Origin of the sequence: Brevundimonas sp. (assembly GCF_036400995.1) — a bacterium.
In the GTDB taxonomy this organism is placed as follows: Bacteria; Pseudomonadota; Alphaproteobacteria; order Caulobacterales; family Caulobacteraceae; genus Brevundimonas.
On sequence record NZ_DASWWG010000016.1, the window covers coordinates 15048 to 31205 of the forward strand.

The window sequence follows — 16158 nt, forward strand, 5'->3', positions numbered from 1 at the left end:
TCATGCGGCGACTGCTCGCAATCGTGCTTCTAGCGGGGCTGGCTACGCCCGTCTGGGCCCAGACGGAGAGCGTCTCCGCGCGTCCGGACCGGACGACGCTGGTGATTTATCGCTTCCATCCCATCGACACCTCCCGCGCACTGGAAGACCTGCGGGAGCGCGAACAGTGGGGGGCGTCACGCGACGGGCTGGCGATGATCGTTGAGACCCGCACGGTGGAGGTGCCCGCCGGGGAAGCCGTCATCCGCTTCGAGGGCGTGGCCAACGCCATAATTCCGGAGACCGCCGCCATCGACGGCCTGCCGGGCGAGGTTCTGGAGCGGAACAGCGATTTCGAGGTGCTGGGCCCGGGTTCCCTGCTGCAGCATTCCATCGGCGAGACGGTGCGGGTGGCGCGCACCGATCCCCGCACCGGCTCCGACACAATCGTCCCGGCCATCGTGCGCTCGGGCTCCAACGGGCCGGTGCTGGAGATCGACGGGCGCCTTGAGGCCCTGTCCTGCGACGGGACCAACCAGCGGCTGATCTTCGACCGCGTGCCGGACGGGCTGGGCGATCGTCCGACCCTGTCGATCCGCACGCGCTCGCCGACGGCCGGCCGCTACACTGTCCGCCTGGCCTATCTGGCGGAGGGTCTGAACTGGTCGGCGGACTATGTCGCCCGGCTGGCGCCCGATGGGACCTCGATGGATATCGAGGGCTGGATCACCCTGATGAACTTCACCGACGGCGGCTTCACCGACGCGCCGGTGCACGTGGTGGCAGGTAATCTGGCTCGCGACTACGACACCGAGGCGATCGAGCCGGTGGTGTCCACGGTCGCGCCGCGCTGCTGGCCGATGGATACGACGACGGGAGGGACGTCGCCGCCCGTTCAGGGGACGCGGGTGTCCGTGCTGGTCGGGGGCAATTCCACGACGGTCGATTATCTGGCGACTGTTCAGGGTGAGACCGGGCTGGACGAGGTCGTCGTCACCGGCAGCCGCATCCGGGCGGTGCTGTCCGACCTGGGCGACTACAAGCTCTACACCCTGGCCGAGCCGACCGACCTGAACGCGCGGCAGGCCAAGCAACTGCGCTTCTTCGATCAGCGGGATGTGCGGTTTACCCGGACCTACCGGCTTGAGGTTTATCCCGACGACGATGAGCGCCTTGTCCCCCGCCTGCTCGTCCGGTTGCGCAACGAGGTTCGCGACGGGCTGGGCGTGCCCATGCCGGGCGGCGGCTTCAGCCTTGTCGAGACCCAGGACGGGGCGACGATCCTCACCGGTCAGGCCGACTTCATGGACCGGGGCGAGGGCGTGCCGCTGGAGTTGACCTTCGGCGAAGCCATGGACCTGTCCGCCGAGGTCGAAGTCACCGATGAGGACGACTGGAACGTCGGTGAGATCTATTTCCAGAAAGTCGCCGTCGAGGTCGTCCTGACCAATGACAAGGACTGGCCGGTCGAGATCGAGGTCGTGCCGGACTGGGCGCGGCGGCCCGGTTTCCGCGTGCTGGCGCAAAGCCGCCGCAGCACGGTCAATGACGCGGGCGACACCGTCTGGCGCGTCCGGGTTCCGGCGCATGGCTCGGAGACCCTCAGCTACACGGTCCAGGCCGAGAACTAGCCCTCGCCCCGCTGGGCCTGCTGGCGGGGGCTGAATTTCGGCGCGGGGGCCAGGCGCATGACCTCGCCTTGGTAGCGTTCGTCGTCGCCCGCCAGGGCGAAGGGCAGGGCGTCGGCGCAGGCGTCCAGCAGGGCCTGTAGCCAAGGCTGCTCGGCCTTGGCGAAGTCGCCCAGCACATGCGGCATGACCAGATGGCTTTCGCCCGGGTGGCCCACGCCCATTCGGCCGCGGCGGAAGTCCGCGCCCAGATGGCTGATCAGGCTGCGGATGCCGTTCTGGCCCGCCGCCCCGCCGCCGGTCTTCATGCGGAAGCGGCCGGGCGCCAGGTCGATCTCGTCGTGGAAGACGATCACCTCGGAGGGCTTGATCTTGTAGAAGCGCGCGGCCTCGCCGACGGCCCGGCCGCTCTCGTTCATATAGGTCTGGGGCTTCATCAGAAGCACCTTCACCGCGCCGTTGGCGGTGGGGACCTCGCCCTCGCGGATCACCGACTGGAACTTGGCCCGCTCGGGTCCGAAATTCCAGCGACGGGCGATCTCATCGGTGGCCATGAAGCCGATGTTGTGGCGGTTCTTCTCGTATTTCGGGCCCGGGTTGCCGAGGCCGGCGACGATGATCATGGCGGGGGTCCGGATAAGGAAACGGCCCCATCCGTAAACGGAAGGGGCCGCTCCAGAAACAGTCGATCGAGGGCGGTTTAGCCTTCGGTCGTTTCGCCTTCGTCCGATTGCTCGGTGGCGGGCACTTCGTCAGCGGCGGCTTCGGCGGCGGCTTCAGCGGCCACTTCAGCGTCGTGGGCTTCGTCAGCGGCGGCCGAGATGGCGGCCGACGAGGTCTTGATCGAGGCGATCACGAAGTCACGGCCGTCGATGGTCGGCTCGACGTCCGACGGGACCTTCAGGTCCGACCAGCGGATGGTGTCACCCAGCTTGTGGCCGGCCAGATCGACGATCAGGTCTTCCGGGATGTGGTTCGCCGGAACCTTGATCTCGACCGAGTGACGGACGATTTCCAGCGAGCCGCCCTGACGGAAGGCCGGGCACTTGTCTTCGTTGATGAAGTGCACCGGCACTTCGATCTTGATGGTCTGCTTCTCGTCGACGCGCATCAGGTCGAAGTGCAGCGGGCGGTCCGACACCGGGTCGAACTGCACGTCACGGGCGATGACCGGCTGGGTCTCCGAGCCGTACTTCAGGGTCACCAGGTGGCCCAGCAGCTTGCCGGTGTAGAGCGACTTGCGGAAGTCCTTCTCGTTCACCGAGATGGCGACGGGGGCCTTGTCGCCGCCATACAGGATGCCGGGCACCATGCCGGCGCGACGGGCGGCGCGGGCGCCACCGGTGCCGACGCCGTCGCGGACGTCCACGTTCAGGATGATCTCGGCCATCTGGCTCGCCTCAAATAACAACAGAAACGCCGCGCCAACCGTGGCCTGCGCGGCGGGGGTGTGAACCCTCGAAATCAGGAGCGGGGGCTATTACACGCAAGCGCCCGCCGACGCAACCGCTGTCGACTCTTTGCCGTCAGCGGCCGCTGTTCAGCGACGCCGTCGTGCTCGTCTGGGCGGCCGCGGCGGCGCTGGCCGCGACCGAGCCTTCGCCGTCGGCGACGGTCGTCGGAGCCAGTTCCGCCGGGGGCGGCGTGATGTTCTGGGCCGTGCAGGTCGACAGGTCGCGCACGATGTGGCGGCCGACGCAGAACATGTCCTCGTAGCTGGGACGCGAGGCCGCCAGGCACTGGAACAGCATCAGCTTGGACATGTTCAGGCAGAACTCGCTGTTCTGCTCGACCGTCATCGCCTCGGTGCTGGCGCGGAATTCCTCGCCGCCCGCGCCCAGAGCGGCCAGGGCGGCCAGGGCCAGCGAGCGGGTCACGGCGGGGGTGTAGGGCGGGCCCGAACGACCGGCGCTCAGGTCCAGGCCGGCGCCCGAATGGGCCGCGGCGAACAGGCGGGCCGATTCCTCGGCCGACGGCAGCATCTGGGCGGCCGACAGGGTCTTGGCCGTCTGCAGGCGGCTCTCGCGATTCGGGATGGGGGTCACGGCCCAGCGACGGCGCGGGTCGCGGCGTTCCTGGATGGTGTAGGCGTCGCCTTCGACGCCCTCGGCGATCAGGCGCATGGCGGCCACGTCGCGACCCAGGGTCTCGACGATCAGGCCCGCGGCGGCGTCGGCGCCCGGCAGGGTCGCGGCGACGGCCGGATCGGCGATGATGCGGTTGATCAGCTCCTGGCGCACCGCCGGATCGACGGCGTAGGTGCGCACGCCCTGGACGAACTCGGGCGATTGCAGCGCCAGGATCGACCCGTAGGCGATCATGCCGCGCGACAGCTGGGCGGGTTCATAGGCCGCGCCCTTGCGGATGGCGGCCTGGATGGATTCGGCGTCGGTGAAGCCGCCCGGCGGAATGGTGCCGACATCGCGCAGGAAGGCGACATAGATCGAGGCCGCCTGGGCGACGCCCTCGTTCATCGACAGGGCGGGCGGCGGCGGAGGCGGCGGGGGCGGCGCGGGCGCCGGAGCGGGTTCATCGGTGGCGCAGCTGGCCAGCACGGCGGCGACGGCGACGGCGGCGAGCGAAAGGCCGCGGCGCATTTGACCCTGGAACATTACCAAACCCCACCCCTCGACGCCCGTCAGGGCGCAACCACAGACTTCGACCTATTATCGCGGAGAAAGTGGTTCTCCGAGCGTTAATGCAAGCGTTGCCGGAAGTCCGGGATCACAAGGTGATGATTCTCCTCAGCCGGGATCGCGGTTCGGTTGGGAGTTGAGTCGCTCGGTCGGAGACACGGCCGGTCGCGGCGGAGCCGGCGTCGCGACCGGAGCCGGCGGCGTCGCCGGGGTCTGGACCGGTGCGGGCGCCGGCGCGGGAGCCGGAGTGACGGGCGCATCCAGGCTGGTCGGGGTGATCCGGGGCTCCGGCACGACCTCGACGCCGGACACCAGCACCGTCGGGGCCGGCTGGGCCGCGCCGCGGGTGCATGTGGCGATGTCGCGGACGATGTGACGGCCGACGCAGAACACGTCCTCATAGTTCGGGCGCGAGGCGGCCAGGCACTGGAACAGGTTCAGCTTGGATTCCGCCAGGCAGCCCTGGCTGACCGGGTCGTCCTGCAGGGCGCGGGTGCGGGTGCTGTCGCCGGCTTCGCCCAAGGCCGCCAGGGCGGCGATGGCCAGCGCCCGCTCGACCACGGGCGGGTAGGGGGCCGTGCGGCGGCGGTCGCCGGACAGGCCGAGGCCCGAGCCGCTGGTGGCGGCGGACATCAACCGGGCGGCGTCCTCGGCCGAGGGCAGCATGGCGCGGGTGGAGCGGGCCTTGGCGTCGGCGAGGCGCCCCTCGCGGTCGGCGACCGGCGCCACGGCCCAGGACCGACGGGCGTCCGCCTGGACGGCGTAGGCGTCGTTCTCGATCAGGCCCGCCGTCCGGTTCAGGGCGTCTATGTCGGTGCGCAGGGTGGCGATGATCAGGCCCGCCGCGGCGTCGGCGCCGGGCAGGTGCGACGCCCAGCGCGGGTCGGCGACGATGTTGGCGGCCAATTGCTCGCGCGTGGCCCGGTCGACGGCGTACTGGCGCACGCCCTGGACGAACTCGGGCGACTGCAGCGCCACGATGGAGGCGTAGGCCACAAGCCCGCGCGACAGCTGCACGGGATCGTAGGACGCGCCGCGCTGCAGGGCCGCCTGGATGGCCGCGGGATTGTCGAAACCGCCCTCGATGGCCGCCATCTCGCGGCTGAAGGCGACATAGACCGAGGCGGCCTCGACCACCTCCTGGTTCAGGCCCATGGGCGGCGGCGTGCGGGCGGCGATCTCGGCGGCGACCCGCGCGGCCTCGGCTTCAGCGGCCTTTTCGGCGGCGGACTGGGACGCGCACCCTGCAAGCAGGGCGACGACGGCGATCGCGGCCACGGCGACGCCGCGGCTCCGGTTGGCTGAACGCATCAGGACTCCTTCTCAACCCGGCGCCCCGCGCCTGAGCCTCAGCCCCTAATGAGGCCGGACGAAGGACGTTCCCCGGATCAGTCGAAGAGTTTCGAGACCGATTCCTCGTTGGCGATGCGCCGGATGGCCTCGCCGATCAGCGGCGCGACGGACACGCGGCGGATCTTCGAGCAGCCGAGAACCTCGTCCGGCTGTTCGATCGAATCGGTGATCACCAGCTCCTTCAGCGGACCGTCCTGGACGCGCTGGACGGCCGGTCCCGACAGGACGCCGTGGCTGATGTAGGCCGAAACCTCGGTGGCGCCCTTCTCGATCAGGGCCCGGGCGGCGTTCACCAGGGTGCCGCCCGAATCGACGATGTCGTCGAACAGGATGCAGCGGCGGCCTTCGACGTCGCCGATGATGTTCATGACCTCGCTCTCGCCCGCCTTGGGGCGGCGCTTGTCGACGATGGCCAGATCGGCGTCCAGGCGCTTGGCCAGCGAGCGGGCGCGGACCACGCCGCCGACGTCCGGCGACACGATCATCAGGTCGTCGCCCTTCGGATAGTGTTCCTTGATGTCCCGGGCCAGCACCGGCGTGGCCACCAGATTGTCGGTCGGGATGTCGAAGAAGCCCTGAATCTGGCCGGCGTGCAGGTCCATGGTCAGGACCCGGTCGGCGCCGGCGCGGGTGATCAGATTGGCGACCAGCTTGGCCGAGATCGGGGTCCGGCCGTCCGTCTTCCGGTCCTGCCGGGCGTAGCCGAAGTAGGGGACGACCGCCGTGATCCGCTTCGCCGAGGCGCGCACCAGCGCGTCGGTGATGATCAGCATCTCCATCAGGTTGTCGTTGGCCGGATAGGAGGTCGACTGGATCACGAAGACGTCCTCGCCGCGGACGTTCTCCTCGATCATCGCGAAGACCTCGTTGTCGGCGAAGCGCTTCACCTGGGCCTTGGTCAGGGGCATGTCGAGGTGGCCCGCGATTGCGGCCGCGAGGGTCCGGTTCGAATTGCCAGAGAGCAGCTTCATGTCCGGTCATCCTTTCGCCGTCATCGCCCGGCTGCATGCCTGCCGTGGCGCTGGCGCGCTACATATCAGGGGACGCGGAGGCCACAAGGCGCGACAGACGCTTTTTACGGCCTTCTTCACGCATTGGCGCTGCGATGTTCACTGGTATAGAGAACGCGTCTCGTTTCCGGGGGACGCCGACGGGCGACGTCCGTCGGCAGACATTCTTGAGGTCGTCCTTGTCCGCTTCGAAGTTCCGCACCGGCCTTGTTCTGGCGGCCGTCGCCATCTCGGCCCTGTCCACCTCGGCCTGTCTGAATCGCGGCGCGAACCGCCCCCGGCTGGCCTATGAGGAGCGCCCGGTCGAGGCGCTGTACAACACCGGCTACCAGCGCGTGCAGGCGCGCCGCTGGGCCGACGCGGTCGATTATTTCCAGGAAGTCGAGCGTCAGCACCCGTATTCGGAGTGGTCGCGCCGCGCGATCCTGATGCAGATTTACGCGTATTATCAGGACAACCACTATCAGGAGGCGATCGCCGCGGCGGATCGCTTCATCGCCCTGTTCCCGGGCAATCCGAGCGCGCCCTACGCCTTCTACATGAAGGCCATCTGCAACTTCGAGCAGATCACCGACGTGGGCCGTGACCAGGGTTATGCCCTGGCGGCGCTGGACGGCCTGCGCGAGGTCGCGCGCCGCTATCCGGGCACGCCCTACGCCATCGACGCCACGGTGAAGATGGACATGGTCAACGACCAGCTGGCCGGCAAGGAAATGGCCATCGGCCGCTACTACCAGCGCAACAACCAGCCGCTGGCGGCGATCAACCGCTACAAGACCGTGATCGACAATCCGGCCTACCAGCGCACCTCGCACACGCCGGAGGCCCTGTACCGTCTGGTCGAGATCAATCTGGTCCTCGGCCTGAAGGAAGAGGCCATGCGCAACGGCTCGGTGCTGGGCTTCAACTATCCGGGCAGCCCCTGGTACGCGGAGGCCTACGCCCTGCTGACCGAGGAAGGCGCGACGCCGGAAGTCGCCCCGACCGCCCAGCGTGAAAGCTGGCTGCGTCGTCTGATCCCGGGCTGACGTTTTCGATTTGTTCCGCTATTCCCGGTCTTGTCCCGGGAGGCGGTTGCTCCGCATTCTCCGGCATCGCCCGAGAAGACGATTCGCCTTGCCCCAGCTTTCTGACCGCGTTTCCGGCCTGACGTCTCCGCAAGGAGGCCCGTCGTGCTGACCGCGCTATCGATTCGCGACATCGTCCTGGTGGACGTGCTGGACCTCGAGGTCCGGGACGGCCTGACCGTGCTGACCGGCGAGACCGGGGCGGGCAAGTCGATCATCCTGGACGCGCTGGGGCTGGCGCTGGGCGCGCGCGGCGACGCCGGGCTGGTGCGGGCCGGGGCCAAACAGGCCAGCGCCACGGCCGTCTTCACCGCCCCCGACGATCAGGCCCTGATCGAGCTGATCGCCGAGAAGGGCTTCGAGGTCACGCCGGGCGAGGACCTGATCCTGCGCCGCACCGTCGCCGCCGACGGCCGCAGCCGCGCCTTCGTCAACGACCAGCCCGCCGGCGTTACCGCCCTGCGCGAGATCGGCCAGGCCCTGGTCGAGGTGCACGGCCAGCACGAGACCGTCGGCCTGCTGGACTGGAAGACCCACCGCGCCCTGCTGGACGCCTACGGCGGCCTGTCGCCCCAGCTGGAGGGCGTCGCCGCCGCCGCCGAGGCGCTGAAGACCGCAGAGCGCAAGGTGGCTGAGCTGAAGGCCGCCGCCGCGGACGCCGCCGCCCATACCGAGGAACTGACCCAGAACCTGGCCGATCTCGATGCGCTGGATCCCCGCGCCGACGAGGAGACCGAGCTGGCGGGCGAACGGGCCCTGCTGGGCGCGGCGGAAAAGGCCATGGCCGACCTGACCGACGCCCGGGCGTCGCTGGGTGGGGACAAGCTGTCGCGCAACCTGTCGGCGGCCCTGCGCGCCGTCGAGCACGCCCGCACCCGCGCGGCCCAGTCGGGCGCCGAGGGCGATCACCCGCTGCTGCTCAAGCTGACCGCCGCGGCCGAGGCCATCGACCGGACGCTGGTGGAGGCCGAGGAGGCATTGGCCTGCGTCGACGCCGCCGCCGACGCCTTCGACTTCGAACCGGGCCGTCTGGACAAGACCGAGGAGCGGCTGTTCGCCCTGCGCGCCGCCGCCCGCAAGCTGAACACCTCGGTCGAGCTGCTGCCGACCCTGCGCGAGCGATTCCGCGAGCAACTGCGCCTGATCGAGGACGGCGCCGGCGCCATCACCGCCGCCGAGCGGGAAGCCTCGGCCGCGCGTGAAGCCTATGACCTGGCCGCGACCCTGCTGACCTCGGCGCGGGAGGCGGCCGCCGAGCGGCTGACCGCGTCGGTGATGGAGGAACTCGGCCCGCTGAAGCTGGAACGCGCGCGCTTCCGCGTCGCCTTCGAGCCGGTGGCCGACGGCCGTCGCGGCCCGTCGGGCGTCGAGACCGTCCGCTTCGAGATCGCCACCAACGCCGGCACTCCGTTCGGCCCGCTGGACGCCATTGCGTCAGGCGGCGAACTGGCCCGCTTCGCCCTGGCCATGAAGGCCGCGTTGGCGGGTCGCGAGGACCAGCGCCAGCCGGTGATGATCTTCGACGAGGTGGATCAGGGCGTCGGCGGCGCCGTCGCCGAGGCCGTCGGCACCCGCCTGCAGCGCCTGTCGCAGGGCGCGCAGGTGCTGGTCGTCACCCACAGCCCGCAGGTCGCCGCCCGCGGCCACGCCCACTGGAAGGTCCGCAAGTCCGACCACGCGGGGGTCACCGCCACCACGGTGGACACGCTGGATGAAGGCCAACGGCTGGAGGAAATCGCCCGGATGCTGTCCGGCGCGACGATCACCGACGAGGCGCGGGCGGCGGCGCGGACGCTGATTGGATAGAATTTCCTTCTCCCCTTGCGGGAGAAGGTGGCCCGGAGGGCCGGATGAGGGGTGCCAGCGCGGACGAGGGTGAAATCGGTGCTCCAGCGCAAACGCGTTGGTGACGGAGCCGATACCCCTCATCCGTCTCGCTTCGCGAGCCACCTTCTCCCGCAAGGGGAGAAGGACACTCAGCTTCAGGCCCCCTGCAGCACCTTGCGCAGGGCGGTGTGGATCTCCGGGTTGGCGGCTAGCACCTGCTTGCCGTTCTTCGGATCGCCGTCGACGTCGATCGAGGTGACCAGACCGCCGGCCTCGGTGACCAGCAGGATTCCCGCCGCCACGTCCCAGGCCTGCAGGTTCCGCTCGTAGAAGGCGTCATAGCGACCGGCGGCGACCCAGGCGAAGTCCAGGGCGGCCGAGCCGAGGCGGCGGATGCCCGCGACGCGCTGGCCGACGGCGTGGATGTCCTTGATGGCCTGGGCGTGGCCCTGCTTGCCGATGAAGGGCAGGCCGGTGGCGATCAGGCTTTCCGACAGGTCCTTGCGGCCGGCGACGCGGATGCGACCGTCGTTCAGGTAGCAGCCCTTGCCCTTCTCGGCCCAGAACATCTCGTTCATGACCGGGTTGTAGGTCACGGCGGCCACGATCTCGGACGAGCCGTCCGGGGCGAAGCGCTCCAGGCCGACCGTGATCGCGAAGTGCGGCATGGCGTGGATGAAGTTGGTCGTGCCGTCGATCGGATCGACGATCCAGCGGTGCGACTTGTCGGTGCCCTCGATGAAGCCGCGTTCCTCGCCGAGGAAGCCGTAGCCCGGACGGGCCTTGGTCAGCAGCTCGAACAGGGTCTCCTCGGCCTTGATGTCGGCGGCGGTGACGAAGTCGCCCGGACCCTTGCGCGAGGTCTGGAGGTTCGCGACCTCCCCGAAATCACGCAGCATCGGGCGGGCGGTCTTGCGGACCGCGTCCATCATGACTTGCAGCAGGGCGGAGGCGAGGGCCATCGGGAATCTCCTGGTCCGCGTGTCCTGAAAAGCCGGTGGCCGGACAGGCGGAGAAGTTCAAACGCTAGCCGGCCCCGACGGAGCCGGTGAAGTGATTGGTGACTGGTGGTTGGTGATTGATGCGGCTCACACCTCACCCTCGGTGGCTACACCGGCGTTCGGGCCGGCAGCCACCAATCACCAATCACGCCGCTTAGTCCGCGCGGCGGACGTATTCGCCGGTCGCGGTGTCGACGACGATCTTCTCGCCGGCTGACATGTAGGGCGGGATCATGATGCGGACGCCGTTGTTGGCGACGGCCGGCTTGTAGGACGACGAGGCGGTCTGGCCCTTCACGGTGGGCTCGGTCTCGACGACTTCCAGCGTGACCTGGTCCGGCAGCGACAGGCCGATCGGACGGTCTTCGTGCGACTCGATGACGACCTTCATGCCTTCCTGCAGGTAGGGGATGCGTTCGTCGCCGACCCAGTCCTTCTGCAGTTCGATCTGCTCGTAGTTCTCGTCGTTCATGAAGACCAGGGTCTCGCCGCCGTCGTACAGGTACGAGTAGTCCTTCTGCTCGAGCGTCACGCGCTCGACCTTGTCTTCCGAACGGAAGCGTTCGTTCAGCTTGTTGCCGGTCTCGAGGTTCTTGGCCTCGACGTTGGCGAAGGCGCCGCCCTTGCCGGGCTTGACGTGGCTGGCCTTGGTGACGACCCACAGGCCGCCGTTGTGCTGCAGGACCATGCCGGGCTTGATGGTGTTGCCGTTGATTTTCATAGAAACCGCTGGATGTGAGGGCAGGGGGCGGCCCGGCCGCTTCACAGGCGGGCGCGCGAAATCGCGGCGAGCCGTAGAGGAACAGTGGAAAAAGGGCAATGGGGGCGCTGATCGCCGGTCTGCGGATCAGTGAACGGTCGGCCTGTCGCGAAGCCGGGCCTCGGCGCGATTGGCCAGACGCACGCCCATGCCGGTGGGCGAGGCCAGCTTGCCGGCGCCGGGGTCCAGTTTGCGCGCCTCGTGGGCGAAGGCGGCGGCCAGACCGGCCGAGGACATGGCCGCCAGGACCTGGGTCGTCAGGCGTGTCGGCCGCACGGCCAGCCAGACGGCGCTGACCGTCTGGGCGGCGAGCCAGAGGGCCATGGCGCTGCGCCGCTCGGGGCGGGCCGGGGCGTTCCACACCCGCACGGCTGACAGGGTGGTGGCCGAGAACATGGCCGGCAGGATCAGGCTGATCGGGCCGCGCGGTCGTTCGGTGATCGGGGCGTCGCCGCCCAGCGGCTGCAGCGCTCGGCGCGGCTGGGGGCGGATCAGCTTTGAAGCCGCGGTCGTGGCCGCCAGGGCGAATCCGGCGGTCAGGGCCAGGCCCAGCCCGACATGAGTCCAGCTGCGCCCCTCGGCGTTGAGAAGGCCGGAGGCCTGATCGCGGGCGGTGTCGAGGGCGTTTTCGATGGACATGGCGGCTCCTGCAAAGGGTCAGGAAATCAAGTCGCGTGCCCTCAAGGCGGTTCCGTCAGTCCGCCTCGTCGCCGCCGGGCGGCTCCAGGTCGGCAGGGTCCAGGTCGTAGTCCAGCAGGTCGCCGGGGCGGCAGCCCAGGGCGGCGCATAGCCGGGCGAGGGTGCGAAAGCGGATGCCCTTCACCTTGCCGGAGCGAAACAGGGACAACTGGGTCTCACTGAGCCCGACCTGAGCGGCCAGATCGCGGGCCTTGATGCCCCTGGCGACGATCAGGGCGTCCAGGGTCACGCGAACCGCCATCAGATCATCTCGTCCAGTTCGGCCTGAACGACCCCCGCCTGATCCACGACGCGGCCCAGCAGGAAAACGGCGCCGCCGATCATGCCCAGCGTCATGCCGGCCACGTCGAAATGCAGATAGCCGCCCTGGGTGGAGCCGATCAGGCGCAGCAGGTTGGTGACGACAAAGACGCTGATCACGCCGCCGAAGCCGAGGGCCAGGCCGACCCGACGCAGGGTCGCAGCCAGGGTCGGCTGTATCAGTCGTCCCCTGGCCAGTTGCCCCATGCCGCCGCCGATCGACCAGACGCCGAACAGGTAGCAGAGCGCCGGGGCGATCCAGATCAGCGAGGCGGCGACCGCGCGCCCGCTGACGAGAGTCGGGACGCGCGCCCACAGGACGATCGGAGCGATCAGGTTGGCCGCGACCAACAGCAGCCCCACGCTGGCCACCATGAAGACCGCCAGCCAGCGGTACTGGCCGCACAGGCGGCGAAAGCGGTCGAGGTCTCGGGTCATGGCGGGTTCCGATTCTGACGTTTCTTTAATCTTGACTTAAAGATTGCGCCTTTGCAACTTTATCTAAGAGTTTAATGGAGGCGGCGATGGCCGGAATGGTTGAGACGGAGGGGCTGTCGCGGCGCTTCGGCGCGCGAACGGCGGTGGATGCGGTGTCGATGACGGTGCCGGATCAGGCGGTCTATGGCTTCCTGGGGCGCAACGGGGCGGGCAAGACGACGACGCTGAAGATGCTGCTGGGTCTGATCCAGCCGACGGCCGGGACGGCGCGGATCGGCGGCGTCGACGTGGCGCGCGACCGCATCGGCGCGGTGCGCAAGGTCGGCGCCTTGCTGGAGGCGCATGGTTTCTACAGCAACCTGACGGGGCGCGAGAATCTGGATCTCAGCCGTCGCTTTCTGGGCCTTCCGGTCAGCGAGATCGACCGGGTGCTGGACGTGGTCGAGATGCGGGCCGACGGCGGTCGTCGGGTCGCGGGCTATTCCCTGGGGATGCGGCAGAGGCTGGGGCTGGCGCGGGCCATGCTGGGCGCGCCGCCGGTCCTGGTGCTGGACGAGCCGACCAACGGCCTGGACCCGGACGGCATCGCCGAGATGCGCCGCTTTCTGCGTGACCTGCCCGCCCGGACGGGGGCGACGGTGCTGCTCTCCAGCCACCTGCTGGGCGAGATCGAGCAGATCGCCACCCACGTGGGCGTGATCCATCAGGGGCGGTTGGTTCTGGAGGGCGAACTGACGGCGCTGAAGGCGGCCGAGGCGCCGGAAATCCATCTGCGCGTGGACGACCGCATTCGGGCGGCGGCATTGCTGGCCCGGCATGATCTGGACGTGACGGAGGTCGCCGAGGGCCTGACGGCGCGATTGCGCGCGGGCCAGGACCACGACGCCGTGACGGCGGGCCTCAACCGGGCCCTGGTCGAGCAGGGCGTCGCCGTCTTCGCCATCGGGGCCCGCGAACGCTCGCTGGAGGGCCTGTACCGCCAGGTGACGGAAACCGTTCACCCCCTGCCGGAGGCCGCGTGATGCTGTCCGTTCTGTCTGTCGAGGTTCGCAAGCTGAACCGCTCTCTGGCCCTGCTGCTGGCCGTGGCTGCGCCCAGTCTGATCGCGATCTTCGCCTTCTTCATGATGCTGCGGGCGAAGCAGCCGTCGCCCTGGGAGATGTGGATCGGGACGGGCTCGGCCATCTGGGCCTATTTCATGATGCCGATGAGCGTGACGGCCCTGACCGCCCTGGTCGCGCACATGGAGCATGGGCCGAAGTCCTGGGACCACCTGCGCGCCCTGCCGATCCCGCGCTGGAGCCTGTACGCGGCCAAGGCGGCCTGCGTGATCGGCCTGGTGGTGCTGATGAGCGCGGGCGTGCTGGCGCTGACGGCGGCCTCGGTGTCGCTGGCGGCGCTGATCAAACCCGCCGTGGCGCCGACGGGCGCCTTCGATCTGGCGGCCTATGCCAGGATGCTGGGGCTGATGGCGGTGGCGGGCACGCTGATGATCGCCATCCAGTTCTGGGTCGCCATGCGGTTCGCCAGCTTCGTGCCGGCCCTGATCGTGGGCATCGGCGGCACCTTCTTTGCGGTGGTGGCCACCTCGGCCAAGCAGGGGGTCTTCATGCCATGGCAGATGCCGGTCAACGTTCTGGCCGGCGAGGTCTGGCGGATGCAGGCGGCGCTCGGTCTGGGCGGAGGGCTGGGGGTGATCGTACTGATTCTGGCGGTGGCGCACCTGGCCCGGCGCGAGGTGCTGTAGCCAAGGAAAAGGGGCGGCCGATGGCTCGGCCGCCCCTTCCAATGTCTTGCGTTCAGCCGCGGATCAGCCGCCGGTGGCCCCGCCGTCGGTGGTGATCTCTTTCATGGCCGACTGCAGGTAGTTCTGGGCGCCCATCAGCTCGATCAGCTTGTGCTGGTTCTCGAGGAAGTCGACGTGCTCCTCGGTGTCGGCCAGGATCTTCATCAGCAGGTCGCGGCTGACGTAGTCGCGGGCTTCCTCGCACTGGGTGACTGCGTCGCGGGTCGTGGCGCGGCTGTCGATCTCGAGCTTCAGGTCGGCGCCCAGGCATTCGATCGGATCCTCGCCGACCTTGAGCTTGTGCAGGTCCTGCAGGTTGGGCAGGCCGTCCAGGAAGAGGATGCGCTTGATCAGCATGTCGGCGTGCTTCATCTCGCCGATCGATTCTTCGTAGATGACGTTGCCGAGGTGGGCCAGGCCCCAGCTCTCGAACATGCGGGCGTGCAGGAAATACTGGTTCACCGCCGTCAGTTCGTTGGTCAGAACTGCGTTGAGGGTGCGGATGATCGCCGGATCGCCCTTCATGGTCGTCGTCCTCTAATGCGGCGGCGCTGGGCGACGTCGTCATGACGTCGCGGCTCTAAGCGCCGCCCGTGAAGAGGTTTATAGCACGGCTTCAGGGGCGTGGATCATTTGCGAGTTCTTATCACTGCATTGATAATGCGAGTGAAATCGAATTTCAGATGGGCGCCCTACTCGGCCGCGAGGGCGAAGGCGGCCTGGGTGTCCTGAATCATCTGGCGCATTTCGCAGACGCACTTGGCGCACTGCGGAGCGCATTGATTGGACGCAAAAATATCCTTGGGACGGGTCGCGCCGGCCTCGATGGCCTGGGCGACGTCACGCTGGCGAAGGCCGTTACAGTTGCAGACGTACAAGGCGGAAAGCCCCGAAGCAGTTACTGAGAATGGCTCGCTATAGCATTTATTAAGGCGAGTGCAAATCGTTCGCACGGCGCCGCGACATTGACGCCCGGCGCGGGGACGGGCAGGGCGAGGACATGGCCCGTCAAACTGCGCTCCCGCCCCGTCCGCCCTGTCAGCTGTATCTGATCACGCCCCCGGCCCTCGCCGACCTGGAGGCCTTCGCCGACCTGCTCGAACAGGCCCTGTCGGCGGGCGAGGTCGCGGCCTTGCAGATCCGGCTCAAGGACGCTTCGGACGATCAGATCAAGGCCGCCGTGGCGCGGCTGGCGCCCATCGCCCAGGCGCACGGCGTGGCGGTGATCCTGAACGACCGGCCCGACCTGGCCAAGGCCACCGGTTGCGACGGGGTGCATGTGGGGCAGGACGATGCGCCGGTGGCCGAGGCGCGGCGCATCATGGGGCCGGACGCCATGATCGGCGCCACCTGCCACGACAGCCGCCACCTGGCGATGGAGGCGGCCGAGGCGGGCGCGGACTATGTGGCCTTCGGCGCCTTCTTTCCGACTGACACCAAGGAAACCACGCACCGGCCCGAACTGATCGAATTGACGATATGGCAGGAGACGATGGAGACGCCCTGCGTCGCCATCGGCGGCATCACGGTCGACAACGCGGCCCAGGTCGCCGCCGCCGGCGCCGATTTCGTCGCCGTCAGCGCGGGGGTTTGGGCTCACCCGCAAGGGCCGGCGGCGGCGGTTCGAGCGTTCAATGCGGTTCTGGCGACAGCCTTCTGACTTCAGAGGATGTT

General features: G+C 68.8%; 17 protein-coding genes and 1 pseudogene. 6 read left to right on the plus strand and 12 right to left on the minus strand.

All coding sequences use genetic code 11. The features are described from left to right. Positions 1-2 precede the first annotated feature (2 nt). Positions 3-1610 carry a hypothetical protein gene (locus tag VGE03_RS02090; RefSeq protein ID WP_331044817.1) on the plus strand — a complete coding sequence of 536 codons (1608 nt, stop codon included), beginning with the start codon at positions 3-5 and terminating at the stop codon, positions 1608-1610. Here VGE03_RS02090 and pth read toward each other — a convergent pair. The 5 genes and pseudogenes from pth to VGE03_RS02115 all read right to left on the minus strand — a co-directional run bounded on the left by pth (position 1607) and on the right by VGE03_RS02115 (position 6567). Further along, complete coding sequence (gene pth / locus VGE03_RS02095; protein ID WP_331044818.1) at positions 1607-2230, minus strand: aminoacyl-tRNA hydrolase; 624 nt, start codon at positions 2228-2230, stop codon at positions 1607-1609. The two genes, VGE03_RS02090 and pth, sit on opposite strands and share 4 nt — an antisense overlap. 182 nt (positions 2231-2412) lie before the next feature. Continuing rightward, positions 2413-2997 (minus strand): annotated as a pseudogene (locus VGE03_RS02100) (50S ribosomal protein L25/general stress protein Ctc); the annotation flags it as partial. Positions 2998-3133: 136 nt separating this feature from the next. Next, on the minus strand, positions 3134-4219 hold the full coding sequence (locus VGE03_RS02105; protein ID WP_331044819.1) for a hypothetical protein: 1086 nt from the start codon (positions 4217-4219) through the stop codon (positions 3134-3136). Between the two features lie 132 nt (positions 4220-4351). Further along, positions 4352-5554, minus strand: a complete 1203-nt coding sequence (locus tag VGE03_RS02110; RefSeq protein ID WP_331044820.1) for a hypothetical protein — start codon at positions 5552-5554, stop codon at positions 4352-4354. A gap of 77 nt (positions 5555-5631) precedes the next feature. Further along, complete coding sequence (locus VGE03_RS02115; protein WP_331044821.1) at positions 5632-6567, minus strand: ribose-phosphate pyrophosphokinase; 936 nt, start codon at positions 6565-6567, stop codon at positions 5632-5634. A 218-nt stretch (positions 6568-6785) separates the two neighbouring features. On the opposite strand from VGE03_RS02115, the gene VGE03_RS02120 reads away from it, so the two are divergent. Together VGE03_RS02120 and recN are read left to right on the plus strand one after the other, a co-directional pair. Then, the gene (locus VGE03_RS02120) at positions 6786-7634 is read left to right on the plus strand and encodes an outer membrane protein assembly factor BamD (RefSeq protein WP_331044822.1); all 849 of its coding nucleotides are present in this window, start codon (positions 6786-6788) and stop codon (positions 7632-7634) included. A 144-nt stretch (positions 7635-7778) separates the two neighbouring features. Beyond that, entirely contained in the window at positions 7779-9479 is a 1701-nt protein-coding gene (recN, locus tag VGE03_RS02125) for a DNA repair protein RecN (protein WP_331044823.1), read from the plus strand. Between the two features lie 176 nt (positions 9480-9655). Here recN and VGE03_RS02130 read toward each other — a convergent pair whose 3' ends face one another. The 5 genes from VGE03_RS02130 to VGE03_RS02150 all read right to left on the minus strand — a co-directional run bounded on the left by VGE03_RS02130 (position 9656) and on the right by VGE03_RS02150 (position 12698). Continuing rightward, complete coding sequence (locus VGE03_RS02130) at positions 9656-10462, minus strand: inositol monophosphatase family protein (protein ID WP_331044824.1); 807 nt, start codon at positions 10460-10462, stop codon at positions 9656-9658. Positions 10463-10655: 193 nt separating this feature from the next. Beyond that, on the minus strand, positions 10656-11222 hold the full coding sequence (gene efp, locus VGE03_RS02135) for an elongation factor P (protein ID WP_331044825.1): 567 nt from the start codon (positions 11220-11222) through the stop codon (positions 10656-10658). 126 nt (positions 11223-11348) lie between these two features. Then, the gene (locus VGE03_RS02140; RefSeq protein WP_331044826.1) at positions 11349-11900 is read right to left on the minus strand and encodes a TspO protein; all 552 of its coding nucleotides are present in this window, start codon (positions 11898-11900) and stop codon (positions 11349-11351) included. A 55-nt stretch (positions 11901-11955) separates the two neighbouring features. Beyond that, complete coding sequence (locus VGE03_RS02145; protein ID WP_331044827.1) at positions 11956-12201, minus strand: helix-turn-helix domain-containing protein; 246 nt, start codon at positions 12199-12201, stop codon at positions 11956-11958. Next, positions 12201-12698 (minus strand): DUF2975 domain-containing protein, encoded by a 498-nt coding sequence (locus VGE03_RS02150; RefSeq protein WP_331044828.1) that lies wholly within the window; start codon positions 12696-12698, stop codon positions 12201-12203. Before VGE03_RS02150 ends, VGE03_RS02145 begins: the two co-directional genes overlap by 1 nt. Positions 12699-12784: 86 nt before the next feature. Here VGE03_RS02150 and VGE03_RS02155 point away from each other — a divergent pair, with 86 nt between their 5' ends. Together VGE03_RS02155 and VGE03_RS02160 are read left to right on the plus strand one after the other, a co-directional pair. Beyond that, entirely contained in the window at positions 12785-13720 is a 936-nt protein-coding gene (locus tag VGE03_RS02155) for an ABC transporter ATP-binding protein (RefSeq protein ID WP_331044829.1), read from the plus strand. Continuing rightward, a complete protein-coding gene (locus VGE03_RS02160) occupies positions 13720-14445 on the plus strand; it encodes an ABC transporter permease (RefSeq protein ID WP_331034751.1) in 726 nt (241 codons plus the stop codon). The genes VGE03_RS02155 and VGE03_RS02160 overlap by 1 nt, the downstream gene beginning before the upstream one ends. 63 nt (positions 14446-14508) lie before the next feature. Here the strand turns inward: VGE03_RS02160 and bfr are convergent, their stop codons facing one another. Continuing rightward, a complete protein-coding gene (bfr, locus tag VGE03_RS02165; protein WP_331034752.1) occupies positions 14509-15009 on the minus strand; it encodes a bacterioferritin in 501 nt (166 codons plus the stop codon). A gap of 167 nt (positions 15010-15176) precedes the next feature. Further along, entirely contained in the window at positions 15177-15362 is a 186-nt protein-coding gene (locus VGE03_RS02170) for a (2Fe-2S)-binding protein (protein WP_105563100.1), read from the minus strand. 122 nt (positions 15363-15484) lie between these two features. Here VGE03_RS02170 and thiE point away from each other — a divergent pair, with 122 nt between their 5' ends. Then, positions 15485-16144 (plus strand): thiamine phosphate synthase, encoded by a 660-nt coding sequence (gene thiE, locus VGE03_RS02175; RefSeq protein ID WP_331034753.1) that lies wholly within the window; start codon positions 15485-15487, stop codon positions 16142-16144. Positions 16145-16158: the final 14 nt, after the last annotated feature.

Bases quoted from the DNA above. Each gene is read 5' to 3' on its own strand.
- VGE03_RS02145 (WP_331044827.1), bottom strand. From the start codon at position 12,201: ATGGCGGTTCGCGTGACCCTGGACGCCCTGATCGTCGCCAGGGGCATC.
- VGE03_RS02155 (WP_331044829.1), top strand. From the start codon at position 12,785: ATGGCCGGAATGGTTGAGACGGAGGGGCTGTCGCGGCGCTTCGGCGCG.
- efp (WP_331044825.1), bottom strand. From the start codon at position 11,222: ATGAAAATCAACGGCAACACCATCAAGCCCGGCATGGTCCTGCAGCAC.
- VGE03_RS02090 (WP_331044817.1), top strand. From the start codon at position 3: ATGCGGCGACTGCTCGCAATCGTGCTTCTAGCGGGGCTGGCTACGCCC.
- pth (WP_331044818.1), bottom strand. From the start codon at position 2,230: ATGATCATCGTCGCCGGCCTCGGCAACCCGGGCCCGAAATACGAGAAG.
- bfr (WP_331034752.1), bottom strand. From the start codon at position 15,009: ATGAAGGGCGATCCGGCGATCATCCGCACCCTCAACGCAGTTCTGACC.
- VGE03_RS02150 (WP_331044828.1), bottom strand. From the start codon at position 12,698: ATGACCCGAGACCTCGACCGCTTTCGCCGCCTGTGCGGCCAGTACCGC.
- VGE03_RS02130 (WP_331044824.1), bottom strand. From the start codon at position 10,462: ATGGCCCTCGCCTCCGCCCTGCTGCAAGTCATGATGGACGCGGTCCGC.
- thiE (WP_331034753.1), top strand. From the start codon at position 15,485: ATGGCCCGTCAAACTGCGCTCCCGCCCCGTCCGCCCTGTCAGCTGTAT.
- VGE03_RS02105 (WP_331044819.1), bottom strand. From the start codon at position 4,219: ATGTTCCAGGGTCAAATGCGCCGCGGCCTTTCGCTCGCCGCCGTCGCC.
- VGE03_RS02115 (WP_331044821.1), bottom strand. From the start codon at position 6,567: ATGAAGCTGCTCTCTGGCAATTCGAACCGGACCCTCGCGGCCGCAATC.
- VGE03_RS02110 (WP_331044820.1), bottom strand. From the start codon at position 5,554: ATGCGTTCAGCCAACCGGAGCCGCGGCGTCGCCGTGGCCGCGATCGCC.
- VGE03_RS02160 (WP_331034751.1), top strand. From the start codon at position 13,720: ATGCTGTCCGTTCTGTCTGTCGAGGTTCGCAAGCTGAACCGCTCTCTG.
- VGE03_RS02140 (WP_331044826.1), bottom strand. From the start codon at position 11,900: ATGTCCATCGAAAACGCCCTCGACACCGCCCGCGATCAGGCCTCCGGC.